Below are 16,566 nucleotides of genomic sequence, written 5' to 3'. Positions count from 1 at the left end.
GGGTCCGGCGTTGGTATGTGCGGGGGCGGGCGCGCGGGGTCGACCCCCCCCCCCACGGCCTGACCGCGGCCCGGCAGGCCGCCGAACAGCTCGGTGTGGTCCGGCGGCTCGGCCTGCACCACCAGGACGCCCGGGAGTTCGAGGCGAAGGAGCCGTTCGACGCGGTGTTCTGCATCGGCTCCACGCACGCCTTCGGCGGGCTGTCGCAGACCCTGGCCGCCGCCCGGCCGCTGCTCGCCCCTAGCGGGGTGGCGGTGGTCGGCGAGGGTTACTGGCAGCGGGAGCCGGACCCGGCCTCGCTGGAGATCTTCGGCGACGGCTTCCACGACCTGGCCGGGACCGTCGCCCGGGTGACGGCGGACGGCTGGATCCCGGTGTACGGGCACACCAGCAGCGCGGCGGAGCTGGACGAGTACGAGTTCTGCTGGACCGGCTCGCTCGCCGAATGGGCGCTGGACCACCCGGCGGACCCCGGCAGCGCCGACGCCCTGCGGGTGGCCGCCGAGCACCGCGAGGAGTGGCTCGGCGGCTACCGCGGGGTGTTCGGCTTCGTCACGCTGGTGCTGCGCCGCGCCGCACCCTGAGCCGGTCCGGGGCTCGCGCCGGACCGCTACTTCTGGGTGCGCGTCAGGAAGTCGGCGATCAGCGGGGCGATCTCGGGCAGCCGCTCCTCCAGCGCGAAGTGGCCGGTGTCGAACAGGTGCAGCTCGGCCCCCGGGAGGTCGCGCAGGTAGGCGCGGGCGCCGGGCTCCGGGAAGAACGGGTCGTTCCGGCCCCAGACGATCAGGGTGGGCGGCTGCTCGGTGCGCAGCCAGGCCTGCCACTCGGAGTAGCGCTCCAGGTTGGCGTGGTAGTCGAGGGCCAGTTCGACCTGGATCTCCCGACGACCGGGGAGGTCAAGGAAGTGCTGGTCGAGCGTCCAGCCGTCCGGGGCGACGGTGCTCGGGTCGGCGGCGCCGCCCTCGTACTGGCCGCGGGTGACCTCCTCGGTGAGGATGGCGCGGACCGCGTCCTCGGCGCCCTCGACCCCTGGGCGGTTGGCGATGAAGCCCCGGGCGAGGTCGGAGAGCCCCTCCTGGTAGGCGTTGCCGTTCTGCACCACCAGCCCGGTGATCCACTCGGGGTGCCGGGTGGCGACCCGGAAGCCGATCGGGGCGCCGAAGTCGAAGACGTACATCGCGAACCGGTCCAGGCCGAGTGCCTGGCAGAAGCTCTCCAGCACGTCGGCGAGGGTGTCGAAGCGGTACGTGAAGTCGTCCGGGGAGGGGCTGTCGCTGTGCCCGAAGCCCGGGTAGTCCGGGGCGACCAGGTGGAAGCGGCCGCCGAGTGCGTCGATCAGCCGGGTGAACTGGTGCGAGGCGGACGGGAAACCGTGCAGCAGCAGGAGGGTCGGCGCGTCCGCCGGACCCGCCTCCCGGTAGAACACCCGCACCCCGGCCATCTCTACGGTGCGGTGGTGGATCCGTGGAACCGTCGGCTCGGACATCTCTGAACTCCCCCGTGGATCGGTCGTGGACCTGCGGACGGCAGTGGACCGGGCCGCGGCGGGAGCCCGGCTCCCCCACGGCCCGGTGCCGGCCGGTGCGTCAGCGCCCGAACAGGCGCAGCGCCGTGGGTTTGGTGAACTCGTAGCGGGCCATCTGTTCGAGGTCCCGCCACCAGCGGGCGCGGCCCGACGGGGTGGCGAGGACCTCCTGGTAGAGCTGTTCGAAGGCGGTGGTGACGCTCTCCAGCGAGAACCGGCCGACCACCCACTCCCGGCCCCAGCCGCCCAGCCGGGCGCGGCGTTCGGGGTCGGCCAGCAGCTGCTGGATCTGCTCGGCCAGCGCCTTCGGCGAGCGGGAGCCGTCACCGAAGCCGTACATGCAACGGGAGGCGTGCGGCTCCACCAGCGGGCCGGGTTCGTGGACGGCGGTGTAGCCGGCCGCGCCGTGCACCACCACCGGCTTGGCGAAGGCCAGGCCGCGCAGGGCGGAGCCGCCCATGCCGAGGACCAGGTCGGCCGCCTGGTAGGCGGGCCGGGGGTCGGCCAGCTGGCCGGGGACCAGGACGGCCTCGCGGCCGAGGTCCCGGTTGACCTCGGCGGCCCGGGCCCGGAGCTTGTCCAGGCTGGGGCCGGTGCCGACGACCGCCAGCCGGATCCGCGGGTCGTCCAGCAGCCGGACCGCCTCGACGGTCAGCTCGGCGCCGGCGTCCTTCTCCAGGTCGGGGACCAGCCGGGTGACGATGCACAGCAGCAGTTCGTCGTCCCGGATGCCGTGCTCGCGGCGGAACGCGGCGCCGTCCACCACCCCCGGGGCGTCGGTCCCGGTGTTGACCGGTGGCTCGATCAGCCGGACGTCCCGGTGCCCGAAGGCCCGGCCGTCGCCCATCAGCGCGCCGAGCCCGAGCACCAGCGGCTGGTGCCGGGGCAGCCCGCGCAGCATCCGGATGCCGTAGAAGGTGGTGACCACCGGGATCCGGCCGAGCCGGCCCGGGCCGAAGAAGGCGTTGCGGGCGGCCCGGACCTCCCAGGCGTGCAGCAGCTCGGTGCCGTGCTCGGCGGCCAGCCGGTCGAGCCGGCGGCGCACCTCGCGGTGCGGGGTGTCCGGGTCGCCGGCCACCACGACCTCCAGGCCGTGCGCCGCCGCCACCTCGACCAGCGGTGCGGGGCCGTCCACCCCTTGGGCGAAGAGCACCGGGTCATGGCCGCGGCCGCGCAGTGTCCGGGCGATGTCCACCGCGTTGAGCTGGGCCCCGCCCAGCGCCAGGTTGTTCAGGTGCACCAACACCCGGACCGCTCTCACCCTCATTCCTCCCACTGGTGCGGGACGAACACCGGCGCGGCCAGCACCACGGCGCGCGGCGGGGTGTCGAGCATCGGTCCGAAGACGTCGAACTGGCCGACCGAGTGCCAACTCATCAGCGTGCCGCCGTCGGTCTTGCCGATGCTGTAGACGCCGGCCCACAGGGTGTACCGGCCGCGCGGCACCGGAAGCCGCGGGATCACGCAGGCGATCTGGCGCTCCTCGCCGTTCAGCCGGACCTCGTGGCTGATCTGGAAGATCGGGCTGGAGGTGCCTTCGCTGACGCCCAGGTGCAGGGTGGCGTCGCCGCGGTAGTCGCCGGCCAGGGTGAGCTCCACCGTCATCTGCTCGTCGGTGGTGAGGTTCTCCCGGCCGTCGCCGCGGATCGCGTGCTTGAGCAGTTGGAGCGGCTCGTCGGTCCGGGTGGACGCCTCGGACTGGGCCTCGATGGAGTCCCGGTACCCGGCCAGCGCGTCCTTGATCCCGGCGTCCACCCGGACGGTGCCCTGCTCCAGCCAGATGCCGCGGCGGCAGATCGACTGGACGGCCGGCAGGTCGTGCGAGACGAACACGATGGTGGTGCCCTGCTCGGCGACCTCGCGCATCCGGTCCAGGCAGCGCTGCTGGAAGACCGCGTCGCCGACCGCCAGCACCTCGTCGACCAGCAGGACGTGCGGCTCCAGGTAGGCGGCGACCGCGAAGCCGAGGCGCATCTGCATGCCGGAGGAGTAGAACTTCACCTGCCGGTCGATCGCGCCGCCGAGCCGGGCGAACTCCACGATGTCGTCGAACCGGCCGGCCACCTCGCGGCGCTTGAGGCCGAGCAGCGCGCCGAACAGGTAGATGTTCTCCCGGCCGGTCAGGTCGGGGTGGATGCCGGCCCGGATCTCGATCAGGGCGCCGATCCGGCCGCGGACGTCGATCACGCCGGCGTACGGGTACATCACCCTGGTCAGCATCTTCAGCAGGGTCGACTTGCCCGAGCCGTTGGACCCGATCAGGCCGACCGACTCGCCGGGCTCGATGTGCAGGTTGATGTCGCGCAGCGCCCAGCGCCAGTCCTCGCCGCGGCCGCCGCGCAGCTTGCGGGCCATCTGCTCGACCCGGTCGCGCAGCAGCATCCGCTGCTGGTCGGCCTTGAAGCGCTTCCACACCTGCTCGGTGCGGATGGTGCCCAGCTCCCACTCACGCGACATCGGCGATCCCCGTCTCGAGCTTCTTGAACACCAGGTAGCCGCCGACCAGGTAGACCGCGGCGCTCGCGGCGGCGATCAGGGTCAACCGCAGGTCCGGGGCCTGGCCGTACAGCAGTGCCCGGCGGTACCCCTCGATCACCGCGCCGAGCGGGTTGATGCCGCAGTAGATCTCCTGCAGCTGGAGCGGGATCCGGTCCAGCGGGTAGGCGACCGGGGTGGCGAACACGCCCATCTGGGTGATGATCGGCAGCAGGTGGCGGACGTCGCGCAGGTAGACCACCGCGACCGCGAGCACCAGGGCGACGCCGTAGGTGAAGGCCAGCTGGACCACGACCAGCGGCAGCACCCACAGGAAGGTCGCGGCCGGCGCCGTCCAGGTCGCCAGGAAGAGGATGCCGAGCACGCCGATTCCGATCAGCATGTCCACGCTGGCCACCAGCATGGTCGCCAGCGGGAAGACCTCGCGCGGGCAGTAGACCTTGTTGAGCAGGCTCAGGTTGTTGGCCAGGCTGACGGCGCCCTGGTTCATCGTGTTGCTGAAGAACTGCCAGACGATCAGGCCGACATAGGCGAACAGCGGGTACGGCACGTCCCCCGTCTCGATCTTCACGGCCCGGTGGAAGACCAGGGTGAAGATCGCACACAGCGCCAGCGGGGTGAGCACCGCCCAGGCGAAGCCCAGCACCGCCTGCTTGTACCGGGCCCGTAGGTCACGCTCGGCCAGTGCGCGCACCAACTCCCGTGCGCCCCAGAGCTCCTGGGCCACCTGGAGGGGCCTCAGCCGGCGTTTGAAGACCAGGTCAGGAGGCGGACCGGCCGCAAGACCCGCTCTCGTCTCGGTCTGGCTGTCGCGCTCGTCAACGACCTGCGCGCGTTGTCCCCCCACGGACTCCCGCCCTCTCCGGTGCCGATGTGAACGGGCCGCGCAAAACGGACGGCGCGGCCCCGATGTCCACAATGGCACAGAGTGTGCACGGCGGTGGGTGGTTCGGTGAAGATGATGATCCTGGTCAGACGGCCGGAACCGTCACGGCCGCGCGATCAGCCGGTCCAGTTCCGCGGGCATCCCGGCCACCCCGCCGGCCCGGCTCGGCGCCGTCCGCGAGGTGCCGTCCACCACCACCGTGGGCAGTTCGTCCACCGCGTACCGGGCGAACAGCGCGGGCACCGCCGCGACCGCCCGGTCCACCTCGGACGAACGGTACGCGGCGCGGAAGTCCCGTTCGTCCAGGCCCTGTTCGGCGGCCCACTCGGCGGCGGCGTCCTCGGTGGTCAGGTCGGCCTTCTCGGTACGGACCGCGCGGAACACCCGCGCCTGGAGCCGGTCGACCGCGCCGAGCCGCTCCAGCGTGTAGAACAGCCGGGCGTGCGCGGTCTGCAGCCGCTCGTCCGGCCCGCCGGTCCAGATCGCCGGCACCCGGTGCAGCACCACCTCGCCGGTGTGCCGGGCCGCCCAGCGGGCCAGCGGCTCCTCCAGTGCCGCCGAGTGCGAGCAGTCGTACCAGAAGAACTCCACCGCCTCGTGCGGTGCCGCCGCCCGCAGCGGCTGCGGGAGGCCGGGCCGGGCGAGGTGGGCGCCCTCGTGCGGGGCGTCGGGCGCGGCGGCGGCGGGCGCGGCCAGCAGCCCGGCGGACACGGCCGCCAGGACGGCGGAGCGGAGCAGCGTCTTCACGCCCGGCAGCCTGCCAGCCGGACGGCGGCCGGGTCGCCCCGATCACGAACGGTTCGCCCGATCGGAGCAGCCCGGCCGCCCGGACCGGTGGGATGGTCAGACCGGGTCCGCCTGCTGCGGCACCTGCGGCCGGGCGGGCGCGTCCTCGGCGGGCGTCTCCACGACGGCCGCCGCCGCGCGGGCGGCCGTGCTGTCGAAGAACCGCAGCAGCTCCACCGGGAACGGCAGCACCAGCGTCGAGTTCTTCTCCGCCGCCACCTCGACCACCGTCTGCAGCAGCCGCAGCTGCATGGCGGCCGGGGTGCCCTCCATCATCGAGGCGGCCTCGGACAGCTTGGCCGCCGCCTGGAACTCGCCGTCGGCGGTGATGATCCGGGCCCGGCGCTCCCGGTCGGCCTCGGCCTGACGGGCCATCGAGCGCTTCATCGAGTCGGGCAGCGCGACGTCCTTGATCTCCACCCGGTCGATGTGCACGCCCCAGCCGAGCGCCGGGCTCTCCAGCATCAGCTCCAGCCCGCGGTGCAGGTTCTCCCGGCCGGACAGCAGGTCGTCGAGCTCACTCTTGCCGATGATCGAGCGCAGCGAGGTCTGCGCCACCTGGGACATCGCGAAGGCGTAGTTCTGCACGTCGACGGTGGCCCGCACCGGGTCGACCACCCGGAAGTAGACCACCGCGTCCACCCGGACCGAGACGTTGTCCCGGGTGATGCCCTCCTGGGCCGGCACCGGCATCGTGATGACCTGGACGTTCACCTTGCGCATCCGGTCCACCACCGGCACCAGCACCGCCGGCCCCGGTCCCCGCACCTGCCCGTGCACCCGGCCGAGCCGGAACACCACGCCCCGCTCGTACTGCTGCACCACCCGGACACCGGTGGCCAGCCAGAGCGCGCCCAGCACCACCACCAGCGCGAGATACACCACGTACGTCACCCTCTCCCCGTCGTCGGCCGGGAGCGCCCCGCCCCCGTGGCCGTGCGGCACAGTATGCGCGCGCGGCCGACGCACCGACAGCCTCCCGACCGGACCGGACCGGGCAGAGCGCACCGAACGGACCGGGCGGAGCGCACCGACCGGACCGGGCCTACGGCTTGGCCACCCCGGCGAGCAGGTCCTGCCAGCTGTCGGCGACCCGGGCGAGGTCGAAGCGGGCGAGCGCGTGGCGGCGGGCGGCGGCGCCGAGTGCGGCGCGGTCGCCGGCCAGCACCTTGCCGAGCGCCTCGGCCAGCGCCGCCGGGTCGCCGGGCGGGGCGACGGCGCCGGTGACGCCGTCCTGGACGACGTCACGGACGAAGCCGACATCGGTGGTGACGGCGGGCAGGCCGGCCAGCGCGGCCTCGATCAGGACCCCGGGCACCCCCTCGCTGTCGCTGCTCAGCAGCACGGCGTCGGCGGCCCGGTAGAGCGGCGCCGGGTCGGCGAGCCGGCCCAGGAAGGTCGCCCGGCCGGTGGTGTCGGCGGCCTCGGCGGCCGCCCGCAGCGGGCCGTCCCCGGCCACCGCGAGGTGGACGTCGGGGAGCAGGGCGAGCGCGGCCAGCGCCAGGTCGGGCCGCTTCTCGGTGGCGAGCGCGCCCAGCCAGGCGACCAGCAACCCGTGTGCGGGCAGGCCGAGTTCGGCCCGGGCCGCCCGGCGCCCGGGGTCGTCGGCCGGGGTGTGGCGGTCGGCCGGGCGGCCGTTGGGGATGGTGCGGACCTTGCCGGCGGGCAGCCGGAAGCGTTCCAGCAGCACCGCGCGGGCGCCGTCGGAGATGGCGGCCACGGCGGCGGCCCGGTGCAGGAACAGCCCGACCCGCAGGCGGCGGGACAGGCTCGCGGTCCAGTGCCGGGGATCGCCGATGTTGACGTAGACGAACGGGGTCCGGGTGCCGAGCAGGCCGAGCGCGCAGGCCTGGAGGGTGCTGGAGCCGTGCGCGACCACCACGTCGGCGCGGGCGGCGGCGGCCCGCAGCGCCCGCAGCGTGGCGGGGTGGTGACGGGACGGCCCGAGCACCGGGGTGTCCGGGTCGGCGGCGTCCGGGTGCGACTGGAGGGCGACCAGGGCGGACGGCCGGCCCCGGCGCAGCAGTTCGGCGTGCAGGTCGCGGGCGAGGTTCTGGGCGCCTCGCCGCCGGGGGTCGGTGATCAGGTGGAGGACGCGCGGCGGCGCCGGCACAGCGGCTGACATGGGGACGACCCTGGCACAGCGGCAGGCGGGCGCGCAGCCCGTTCGGCCCAAGCGGGCGGCGCGGGCGGCGGGCGCGCGGCACGGCGGGCCGGGGCGGACGGCCGGGGCGCAGGCGGGGCATCGGGGGCGATCCGGAGCGCGACCTCGCCGATTCCCTGGCGGACACCCCTTCCGGCCTGGAATGCTGAGCCGCAGTCAGGGCGGGGCCGACAGGGAGGTCGGCGGCGTTCATGGGGTTTCCCCGGGGGGTTGCGGCTGTGCATGTGCTCTATGTGATCGACAGTGTCAGCCGGGTCGGCGGTGCCGAGCAGGGTCTGGTGGCGATGGCCCCGCAGCTGGTCCGGGCCGGTGTCCGGCTGGACGTGGCGTACCTGAAGGAGTCCCCGGGCGGGTTCCAGCCCGAGCTGACGGCCGCGGGGGCGACGGTGTTCGGGGTGCACCGGCCGGGCCGGGCCGGCCGGGTCGCCGGGCTGCGCGCGCTGGTCCGCGAGCGGCGGCCGGAGCTGGTGCACACCACACTCTACGAGTCGGACGTGCTGGGGCGGGCGGCCGCGCTGTCCGCCGGTACGCCGGTGGTGTCCAGCCTGGTCAACTCCTCGTACGGGCCGGAGCACCTGCACGCCCGCGGGCTGAACCCGTGGAAGGTGCGGGCGGCCCAGGCGGTGGACGCGGTGACGGCGCAGGGCACCCGGCGCTTCCACGCGCTGACCGAGCACGTGGCGCAGGCGATGGCCGGCCGGCTGCGGGTCTCCCGGGACCGGATCGACGTGGTGCCGCGCGGCCGGGACCCGGAGCTGCTGGGGTCGGTGACCGCCGAGCGGCGGGCGGCGGTACGGGCCGCGCTGGAGCTGCCGGAGGACGTTCCGGTGGTGCTCGCGGCCGCCCGCCAGCAGTACCAGAAGGGCCTGGACGTGCTGTTGGAGGCGTGGCCCGCGGTGCGCCGGCACACCCCGGAGGCGGTGCTGCTGCTGGCCGGCAGCGAGGGGGCGGAGACGCCGCGGCTGAGACGGCTGGCGCAGGAGTGCGGCCAGGTGCGGTTCCTGGGCGCCCGCGGTGACGTCTTCGACCTGATGGCCGCCGCGGACGTGTTCGCGGTGCCGTCGCGCTGGGAGGGGCTGGGCAGCGCGGCGATGGAGGCGATGGGCGTCGGGGTGCCGCTGGTCTGTTCGGACGTGCCGGCGCTGCGCGAGACGGTCGGTTCGGAGGACTACGCCACGCTGGTGCCGCCGGAGCGTCCCGCCGAGCTGGCGGCCGCCCTGATCGACGCCCTGGAGGACGCGGCGGCCGCCGCGGTACGGGTGAAGGCGGCCCGGGCGCGCTTCCTGACCTGCTTCACCCTGCACCACGTGTCGGGCCGGATGGTGGAGTTCTACGAGCGCTCGCTGCGCCGCGGCCCGACCTGAGCGGCCCGAGCTGAGCGGGCCGGGCCGAGCGGGCCGGGCGGAGCTGACCGAGTACGGGCAAATCGGGCTGACGGAGCCTCAAGTTCCTTGGTGGCAAAGGCGGACAAAGCGTCCGCAACCACCGGTCCCGGCCCAAGGGCGACGTAACGGCCTGCGTGAGATTCGTGAAAGTGCTTGCGCCGCAGGTCCGGGACGGCAAACATCACTTCCGGGGGCCTGGGGACTGTCGGGGGGCGGTGCCGGGCGCGCTCCGGGCGGATCGCGCCCGGGAGGAGCGATGCCGTCAGGGGGGCTGATGACACCACAGCCGATTCCGGAACCACTGCCGCGGGATCCGTCACCGGACGGATCGACGCGGCTCACGCCGTTTCCGGGACCTCCGGGCCGCCTCCGGCGGGGCCCGCGCGCCGCGCGGACCGCCTCCTAGCACCGGCCGGCGACCTCCCCGCCCGAACCACGTACCACCTCGCCCGGCCCCGCCGGGCAGGCCCGCACCAGTGCGCGCCGCCGATGCCTGGCGGGTGCGGGCCCACCGCGCATGCCAGGCGCCTGCACCACGAACGCGAGGGGATCCAACCGGTGGAACCGGCTAACCACTTCACCGTCCTGCGACGCTACTGGCGGCTGCTGGCCGGCTGCACCGCAGCCGCGCTGCTGGTGGGCTTCCTGCTCACCCCGGCGGCCGACGCCGTCGACACCGCCAAATGGCAGTGCAAGGCGGCCATAACGCCGGTCGCCGGCTCCGGCGACGTGGTCAAGGCGGACCAGGTGCTGTCCTACGCCCAGGGCTCGGACGTCGCCGGCGCCGCCGCCAAGAAGCTCAACATCCCGGTGGCCTCGGTGACCGGCCGGCGGACCGTCACCGCGGCCTCCACCCAGATGCTGGTCTTCTCCACCACCGGACCCACCCAGCAGTCCTGCACCGACCTGGCCGGCGCGCTGGCCGACGCCACCATCAACGGCTACACCGCCGAGACCGTCAAGAGCGCCGACGAGCAGATCAAGCGCGCCCAGGACCAGCTCAAGGACCAGCAGGCCCAGTACGACGAGCTCAGCAAGGCCGCGTCCAAGGCCAACGCCGCCGACCAGGCGCGGCTCAAGCCGCAGGTCGACTCCGCGTACAGCCAGATCACCGAGACGCTGACCCGGATCGGCAAGCTGCGCTCGACCGCGCAGACCGACGCCATCCAGCAGTGGGGCTCGATCGACGCCAAGGAGGCCGGCGGCAGCCTGCTCAGCTCCCCCAGCCGGGGCCTGCGGCTCACCCTGGCCGTGGTGCTGGGCCTGGCGCTCGGCGTGGTGGCGGCGCTGATGCTCAGCCGGATGGACACCCGGCTGCGCGGGCGCAACGGCACCGAGGAGGCGTTCAACCTGCCGGTGATCGGCGAGATCCCGCTGCTGTCGCGGCGGCTGCGCCGCACCCGTGAGCCGCTGGTGGTGGCCCGCCCGTCCGACCCGGGCGCCGAGGCGTACCGCTCGCTGCGCTCGACCCTGCTGCTGACCGGCCCGGCCTCGCTGTCCGCGCAGTTCGGCGAGGGCGGCATCTCGCAGGCCGAGCGGGTCTCCCGGCGGCTGGCCGACCCGTCCCCGGTGATCCTGGTGATGTCCGGGCGCAGCGGTGACGGCCGCACCACCACGGTGGCCAACCTGGCCGCCGCGCTGGCCGAGACCGGCCGCGAGGTGCTGGTGCTGGACTGCGACTTCCGCAGCCCGCAGGCGCACGTCCACTTCGGCATCAGCGACGGCCCCGGGATGGCGGAGCTGCTCAGCGGTGAACAGCTGCCCAACCTGGACGACCTGATCCGCCGGACCAACGTGGACGGCGTCCGGCTGATCACCGGCGGCAACACCAACGCCTACCCGGCCGCGCTGGTGCTGCGAGCCGGCGAGGTGCTGCGCCGGGCCCGCCGGCACGCGGACGTGGTACTGATCGACAGCTCCCCGCTGCTGCACGCCAACGACGCCTACGACCTGGTGCAGCACGCCGACGCGGTGCTGGTCACCGTGATGGCGGGCAATGTGAAGCCGGAGCAGGCCGACCGGGTCAGCGAGCTGCTGTCGCGCACCGGGGTGCCGGTGGCGGGGGTGGCGCTGCTGGGCGTGGACGGCCCGTCGGGCCGCCGGGCCAGGGAGGCGGTGCGTTCGGTCACCACGGCGCCGGGCCGGGCCGCCGCGCAGCCGCCCGCCGCCGCACAGCCGCCCGCGCAGCCGGCCGGCGCGCAGCGGGCCGCCGAGGACCCGGACCCGCCGACCGGCCCGAGCTGGGCCAAGCGCCGGGCGGCCGAGGCCCCGGTGGAGACCACCATGCAGCTGCGCCTGAACGAGGACCTGTGAGCACGCCCCCGGGCCGGACCCGGGTGCTCTGGCTGGCCAAGGGCCTGGGCCGGGGCGGGGCCGAGCAGTTGCTGGTCAACTGCGCCCGGCACGCGGACACCGCGCGCTACGAGATCGAGGTCGCGTACGTGCTGCCGTACAAGGACGCGCTGGTGCCCGCCCTGGAGCAGGCCGGGGTGCGCACCCACTGCCTGGGCGACGCCCCCGGCGCGCTGTGGCCGTGGCGGCTGCGGCAGCTGCTGGCCGAGCGGCGGTACGCCCTGGTGCACTCGCACATGCCGGTCCCGGCGGTGGCGGCCCGGCTGCTGTCGCTCGGGCCGCGCGGGCCCCGGCTGGTGCACACCGAGCACAACGTCTGGGAGCGCTACCGGACGCCCACCCGGTGGGCCAACGCGCTGACCTACCGGCGCAACGACGCGGTGATCGCGGTCTCGCACGCGGTCGGTTCGACCGTCACCCGGCGCCGTCCGGGGCGGGACTGGCTGACGGTGGTGCACCACGGCCCGGACCTGGCCGGCGCGCCCGCCGGGCCGGCCGCCCGGGCCGCGGCGCGGGCCGAACTCGGCCTGCCCGCCGATGCGGTGGTGGTCGGCACGGTCGGCAACCTGACCCCAAAGAAGGACCAGGCGACCCTGCTGGCGGCCTTCGCGGAGCTGCGCGCCGCGCAGCCGTCGACGGCGCTGGTGCTGATCGGCGCCGGCCCGCTTGAGGCGGAGCTGAAGGGGAGGGCGGGTGAAGGAGTCGTGTTCGCCGGTTCCCGCCCCGATGTGCCCGCACTGCTGGCAGGCTTGGACGTGTTCACCCTGAGCTCCCGTCAGGAGGGGCTGCCGGTCGCGCTGATGGAGGCGATGACCAGCGGTCTCCCGTCGGTGGTCACCCGGGTGGGCGGCATGCCGGAGGTGCTGGACGACGGCGAGCAGGGCTACCTGGTGCCGCCGGGAGATCCGGCCGCGCTTGCCGCCGCGCTCGGCCGGCTGACCGCCGACGAGGGGCTGCGCCGGCGGATCGGGGCGGCCGCCCTGGACCGCTCGAAGTCCTTCGACGTGGCCGGGGCACAGCAGGCCATCGAGCAGGTGTACGCGCAGGTGCTGGAGCGCTGAGCGCCCGGCCCACCCGGAAGGGATCGACCACCCCCGTGACCACCCCGTCCGACCGGCCGTCAGCGGCTGCCGAGCTGACCGTCCGTCCGCTCACCGAGGCCGACACCCCGGCCGTGCTGGAGCTGCTGACGGCCTCGCTGGCCGGTGGCCCGACCGGCACCCGCAGCGCCGACTTCTTCGCCTGGAAGCACCGTCGCAACCCGTTCGGCGCCAGCCCCGGGCTGCTCGCCGAGACCGCGGACGGCCGGCTGGCCGGTGTCCGGCTGTTCCTGCGCTGGCAGTGGCAGGCCGGCGGGCGGGCGGTCCGCGCCGTGCGGCCGGTCGACACCGCCACCCACCCGGACTTCCAGGGCCGGGGCATCTTCCGCCGGCTCACCACGGGGCTGCTGGAGCAGGTGGCCGGCGACACCGAGCTGGTCTTCAACACCCCGAACGGCAACAGCCTGCCGGGCTACCTGAAGATGGGCTGGCGGGTGGTCGGCCGGGTGCCGATAGCCCTGCGGATCGCCCGCCCGGCCGCATTCGCGCTCGGCGCCCGGGCCGCGCTGACCCGCCGCCCGGCCGCCGCGCCGCGTCCACTGCGCTGCCGGCTGCCCACCGCCGCCGAGTGGTTCGCCGAACCGCCGGCCGGCCTGCCCGAACTGCTCGCCGAACGGGCCCAGAGCGACGCCGCGGACCGCCGGCAGGCCGTGCTGCGCACCGAGTCCTTCCTGCGCTGGCGCTACGGCGACGCCCCCGGGCTCGACTACCGGGTGCTGACCTGCGAACGCGGCGGCGAGCTGGCCGGGATCGCCTTCGGCCGCCCCCGCAGACGCGGTCCGCTGACCGAGTTCACCCTCGCCGACGTGATCGTGCGACCGGGCGACCGGGGCACCGCCGCCCGGCTGCTGCGGGCCGCCGCCGCGGCCGGCTGCGACCACGCCGCCACCCATCTCGCCCCCGGCACCGAGGCGGCCGCCGCCGCGCTGCGCGGCGGCTACCTGACCGCCCCCCGCACCGGGATGACGCTGGCCGCGCGCGGTCCGCTCGCCCCGCTGCCCGCCGAACGCACCCTGGCCGACTGGCGGTTCAGCCTGGGCGACCTGGAGGTCTTCTGATGGACCGTCCGGCAGCCGCCCTCGGGCGGCCGGACCTGCGCGCCCTCGCCCAGCGGGTGCACTGGCCCACCGCGGTGGCGGCCGCTCTGGTGATCGGCTACGTCACGCTGTTCGTGGTGGCGATGGTGCACACCAGCTATGACACCTGGGGCGCCCTGCTGGTGGCGCCGGCGCTGATGGCGATCGGCACCCCGATCCTGGCCCGGGTGGCCGCCGCCAACCCCGAGCCCGCGGTGTTCAAGCTGCTGATGCTGGCCATGGGCCTGAAGCTGTTCTGCGCCTTCCCCCGCTACCTGATGGCCTTCGTGCTGTACGGCGGCGCGGCCGACTCGAAGATGTACCACCAGAAGGGCAGCGCGCTCGCCGAGTACCTGGACAGCGCCGACCTGCTCGGCCAGGGCGTCCACTACGACCTGGGGATGAAGGTGGCCGGCACCGGCTTCATCATCATCGTCACCGGCGTGGTCTACGCGATCACCGGGCCGACCCTGATCGGCGGCTTCCTGGTGTTCTCCTGGATGGGCTTCTGGGGGCTGCTGCTGTTCTGGCGGGCGGTGCAGATCGCCTTCCCTGAGGCGGACTCCCGGCGCTACGCCAAGCTGGTGTTCTTCCTGCCCTCGCTGCTGTTCTGGCCGTCCAGCATCGGCAAGGACGCCTGGATGATGCTGTGCCTGGGCCTGACCACGTACGGGGTGGCCCGGCTGCTGGACCGCCGGTTCGGGGCCTTCGTCTGCATCGCGCTCGGCTCGCTGGGCACCGCGATGGTCCGCCCGCACGTCACCGTGCTGGCCGGTGCCGGGCTGTCGGTGGCGTACGTGCTGCGCAAGCGGCCGCAGCAGGTCAGCGCGCTCGGGCCGCTGCGCACCATCCTGTCGGTGGTGGTGATGGGCGCGGGCGTGATGCTGATGCTGCAGCAGGTCTCCACCTTCTTCGGGACCGAGGGCGCCAACGGGGACAGCCTCAACCACGTGCTGTCGGAGACCTCGCGGCGGACCTCCCAGGGCTCCTCCGTGATCAACGCGGCACCGGCGGACGACGTCGCCCCGCAGTTCAGCCTCAACCCGAGCGGGCTGCCGGTCGCGGTGATCAGCGTGCTGTTCCGGCCCTTCCCGTTCGAGGCCTCCAACATCCAGAACCTGATCCAGTCGGTCGAGTGCTTCGCCCTGCTGATCATGTTCATCCGGGGCTGGCCGCACCTGCGGCAGCTGCCCAGGCTGTTCCTGCAGCGTTCCTACATCGCCTACACGGTGGTCTACACCCTGCTGTTCTGCTGGGCCTTCTCGACCATCAACAACATGGGCATCCTCTCCCGGGAGCGGGTGCAGGTGCTGCCGCTGTTCCTGGTGCTGCTGGCGGTGCCCCGGCCGGAGTCGGCGCGGGCCGCGCCCACCAAGCGCTCCCGGGCGCCGGTGTGGCGGGTGCCGCCCGGACAGTGGGGCCCGCGCCCGGAGCAGAGCGTGTCCCACGAACACCCGGCCCGCGTCGGCGGGCCGGACTCACCACCTCGTCCCAGGGGGGATCGAACCACATGACCACCACCGACCTCGCACTGCCCGCCGCCCTCGGCGGCACCCCGGAGTTCCCGGACGGGCTGCCGCTGACCCGCGTCCTGGTGCCGCAGCGCGAGTCCCTGCTGCAGCGCCTCGGCGCCGTCCTGGACAGCGGCCAGCTGACCAACGGCGCCACCGTGCGCGAGCTGGAGCAGCGGGCCGCCGAACTGCTGGACGTCCCGCACGTGGTGGCGGTCTCCAACTGCACCGCGGGGCTGATGCTGGTGCTCCAGGCGGCCGGGGTCGGCGGCGGCCGCCCGGTGGTGATGCCCGGGTTCACCTTCTCGGCCACCGCGCACGCGGCGCACTGGGCCGGCGGCACCCCGGTCTTCGCCGAGGCCCGCGAGCAGGACATCACCCTGGACGTGGCCGACGCCGAGGCCCGGCTGAAGGCCGCCGACCGGCCGGCCGCGCTGATGGCGACCCACGTCTACGGCACGCCCTGCCAGGTGGAGGACCTGCAGACGGTCGCGGACGCGGCCGGGGTGCCGCTGGTCTACGACTCGGCGCACGGCTTCGGCAGCCGCCGCCGCGGGGTGCCGATCGGCAACTTCGGCCTGGCCGAGGTGTTCTCGATGAGCCCGACCAAGGTCGCGGTGGCGGGCGAGGGCGGCCTGGTCGCCACCCGGGACGCGGCGCTCGCCGAGACCCTGCGCACCGGCCGCGACTACGGCAACCCGGGCGACTACAACACCCTCTTCCCCGGGCTGAACGCCCGGATGAGCGAGCTGCACGCGGCGGTCGGCCTGGCCTGGCTGGCCGACCTGCCCGAACGGGTCGCCCACCGCGGCGCCCTGGTCCAGGAGTTCGCGGCGCAGGTGGCCGGGGTGCCCGGACTGCGCCTGGCGCTGCCGGAGGACGGTGACGTGTCGACCTTCAAGGACCTCACGCTGATCCTGGACGCCGAGGCCTTCGGCCTGGGCTCGCAGGAGCTGGCGCGGGCGCTGAAGGCCGAGGGCATCGACACCCGGCGCTACTTCCACCCGCCGGTGCAGCGCCAGCAGTCGTACGCGCACCTGGGCCAGGCCGAGGACCTGCCGGTGACCGACCGGCTGGCGGACTCGGTGCTCACGGTGCCGCTGTGGACCCACATGGACGCGGCCACCGTCCGCCGGGTCGCCGGGGCCGTGCTGAAGGTCCGGCCGCATGCGGAGCGTCTGCGCGCCGCCGGTCACTGAGCCCGCCGGGGCCGTGCCGCCGGGCGCCGGTGACGCGGCGCTCTTCCCACCGGGGGACCTGCCGCTGCCCGAAGCCGTACCGGCCC

The 16,566-nt window shown here is 74.5% G+C and carries 14 protein-coding genes; 7 read left to right on the top strand and 7 right to left on the bottom strand.

What is annotated here, in order from left to right; genetic code table 11:
* Positions 1-584: class I SAM-dependent methyltransferase (locus AB0D08_RS36870; RefSeq protein ID WP_359894697.1), on the top strand; the 584-nt coding region annotated here is incomplete at its 5' end.
* 26 nt (positions 585-610) lie between these two features.
* Here AB0D08_RS36870 and AB0D08_RS36865 read toward each other — a convergent pair.
* From AB0D08_RS36865 to AB0D08_RS36835, 7 genes are all read right to left on the bottom strand, one after another.
* On the bottom strand, positions 611-1,486 hold the full coding sequence (locus AB0D08_RS36865; protein ID WP_359894696.1) for an alpha/beta hydrolase: 876 nt from the start codon (positions 1,484-1,486) through the stop codon (positions 611-613).
* Between the two features lie 100 nt (positions 1,487-1,586).
* Entirely contained in the window at positions 1,587-2,786 is a 1,200-nt protein-coding gene (locus AB0D08_RS36860) for a glycosyltransferase family 4 protein (RefSeq protein WP_033821570.1), read from the bottom strand.
* A gap of 2 nt (positions 2,787-2,788) precedes the next feature.
* Positions 2,789-3,982, bottom strand: coding sequence for an ABC transporter ATP-binding protein (locus AB0D08_RS36855; protein WP_051812874.1), 1,194 nt, complete (start codon positions 3,980-3,982; stop codon positions 2,789-2,791).
* Positions 3,972-4,748, bottom strand: coding sequence for an ABC transporter permease (locus tag AB0D08_RS36850; protein WP_233289110.1), 777 nt, complete (start codon positions 4,746-4,748; stop codon positions 3,972-3,974). The genes AB0D08_RS36855 and AB0D08_RS36850 overlap by 11 nt, the downstream gene beginning before the upstream one ends.
* A gap of 261 nt (positions 4,749-5,009) precedes the next feature.
* Positions 5,010-5,654 (bottom strand): thiol:disulfide interchange protein DsbA/DsbL, encoded by a 645-nt coding sequence (locus AB0D08_RS36845; protein WP_359894693.1) that lies wholly within the window; start codon positions 5,652-5,654, stop codon positions 5,010-5,012.
* A gap of 96 nt (positions 5,655-5,750) precedes the next feature.
* Complete coding sequence (locus tag AB0D08_RS36840) at positions 5,751-6,578, bottom strand: slipin family protein (RefSeq protein WP_033821581.1); 828 nt, start codon at positions 6,576-6,578, stop codon at positions 5,751-5,753.
* 160 nt (positions 6,579-6,738) lie between these two features.
* Positions 6,739-7,818 carry a glycosyltransferase gene (locus AB0D08_RS36835; protein ID WP_359894691.1) on the bottom strand — a complete coding sequence of 360 codons (1,080 nt, stop codon included), beginning with the start codon at positions 7,816-7,818 and terminating at the stop codon, positions 6,739-6,741.
* A gap of 272 nt (positions 7,819-8,090) precedes the next feature.
* Here AB0D08_RS36835 and AB0D08_RS36830 point away from each other — a divergent pair, with 272 nt between their 5' ends.
* The 6 genes from AB0D08_RS36830 to AB0D08_RS36805 all read left to right on the top strand — a co-directional run bounded on the left by AB0D08_RS36830 (position 8,091) and on the right by AB0D08_RS36805 (position 16,480).
* Entirely contained in the window at positions 8,091-9,221 is a 1,131-nt protein-coding gene (locus AB0D08_RS36830; RefSeq protein ID WP_359894689.1) for a glycosyltransferase family 4 protein, read from the top strand.
* 579 nt (positions 9,222-9,800) lie between these two features.
* Positions 9,801-11,555 (top strand): polysaccharide biosynthesis tyrosine autokinase, encoded by a 1,755-nt coding sequence (locus AB0D08_RS36825; RefSeq protein ID WP_051812870.1) that lies wholly within the window; start codon positions 9,801-9,803, stop codon positions 11,553-11,555.
* Positions 11,552-12,655 (top strand): glycosyltransferase, encoded by a 1,104-nt coding sequence (locus tag AB0D08_RS36820; RefSeq protein ID WP_033821566.1) that lies wholly within the window; start codon positions 11,552-11,554, stop codon positions 12,653-12,655. Before AB0D08_RS36825 ends, AB0D08_RS36820 begins: the two co-directional genes overlap by 4 nt.
* A gap of 35 nt (positions 12,656-12,690) precedes the next feature.
* On the top strand, positions 12,691-13,752 hold the full coding sequence (locus tag AB0D08_RS36815; RefSeq protein WP_359894686.1) for a GNAT family N-acetyltransferase: 1,062 nt from the start codon (positions 12,691-12,693) through the stop codon (positions 13,750-13,752).
* A complete protein-coding gene (locus tag AB0D08_RS36810) occupies positions 13,752-15,284 on the top strand; it encodes a hypothetical protein (protein ID WP_051812867.1) in 1,533 nt (510 codons plus the stop codon). The genes AB0D08_RS36815 and AB0D08_RS36810 overlap by 1 nt, the downstream gene beginning before the upstream one ends.
* Positions 15,281-16,480, top strand: coding sequence for a DegT/DnrJ/EryC1/StrS family aminotransferase (locus AB0D08_RS36805; RefSeq protein WP_033821564.1), 1,200 nt, complete (start codon positions 15,281-15,283; stop codon positions 16,478-16,480). Before AB0D08_RS36810 ends, AB0D08_RS36805 begins: the two co-directional genes overlap by 4 nt.
* The last annotated feature ends 86 nt before the right edge of the window (positions 16,481-16,566 follow it).

The sequence above is a fragment of the Kitasatospora sp. NPDC048540 genome (assembly GCF_040651175.1).
Lineage (GTDB): Bacteria > Actinomycetota > Actinomycetes > Streptomycetales > Streptomycetaceae > Kitasatospora.
This window is presented reverse-complemented; position numbering and strand designations above follow the sequence as displayed.

Excerpts from the sequence above, each read along its gene's own strand:
- AB0D08_RS36865 (WP_359894696.1), bottom strand. The coding sequence starts at position 1,486 with ATGTCCGAGCCGACGGTTCCACGGATCCACCACCGCACCGTAGAGATG.
- AB0D08_RS36855 (WP_051812874.1), bottom strand. The coding sequence starts at position 3,982 with ATGTCGCGTGAGTGGGAGCTGGGCACCATCCGCACCGAGCAGGTGTGG.
- AB0D08_RS36835 (WP_359894691.1), bottom strand. The coding sequence starts at position 7,818 with ATGTCAGCCGCTGTGCCGGCGCCGCCGCGCGTCCTCCACCTGATCACC.
- AB0D08_RS36810 (WP_051812867.1), top strand. The coding sequence starts at position 13,752 with ATGGACCGTCCGGCAGCCGCCCTCGGGCGGCCGGACCTGCGCGCCCTC.
- AB0D08_RS36805 (WP_033821564.1), top strand. The coding sequence starts at position 15,281 with ATGACCACCACCGACCTCGCACTGCCCGCCGCCCTCGGCGGCACCCCG.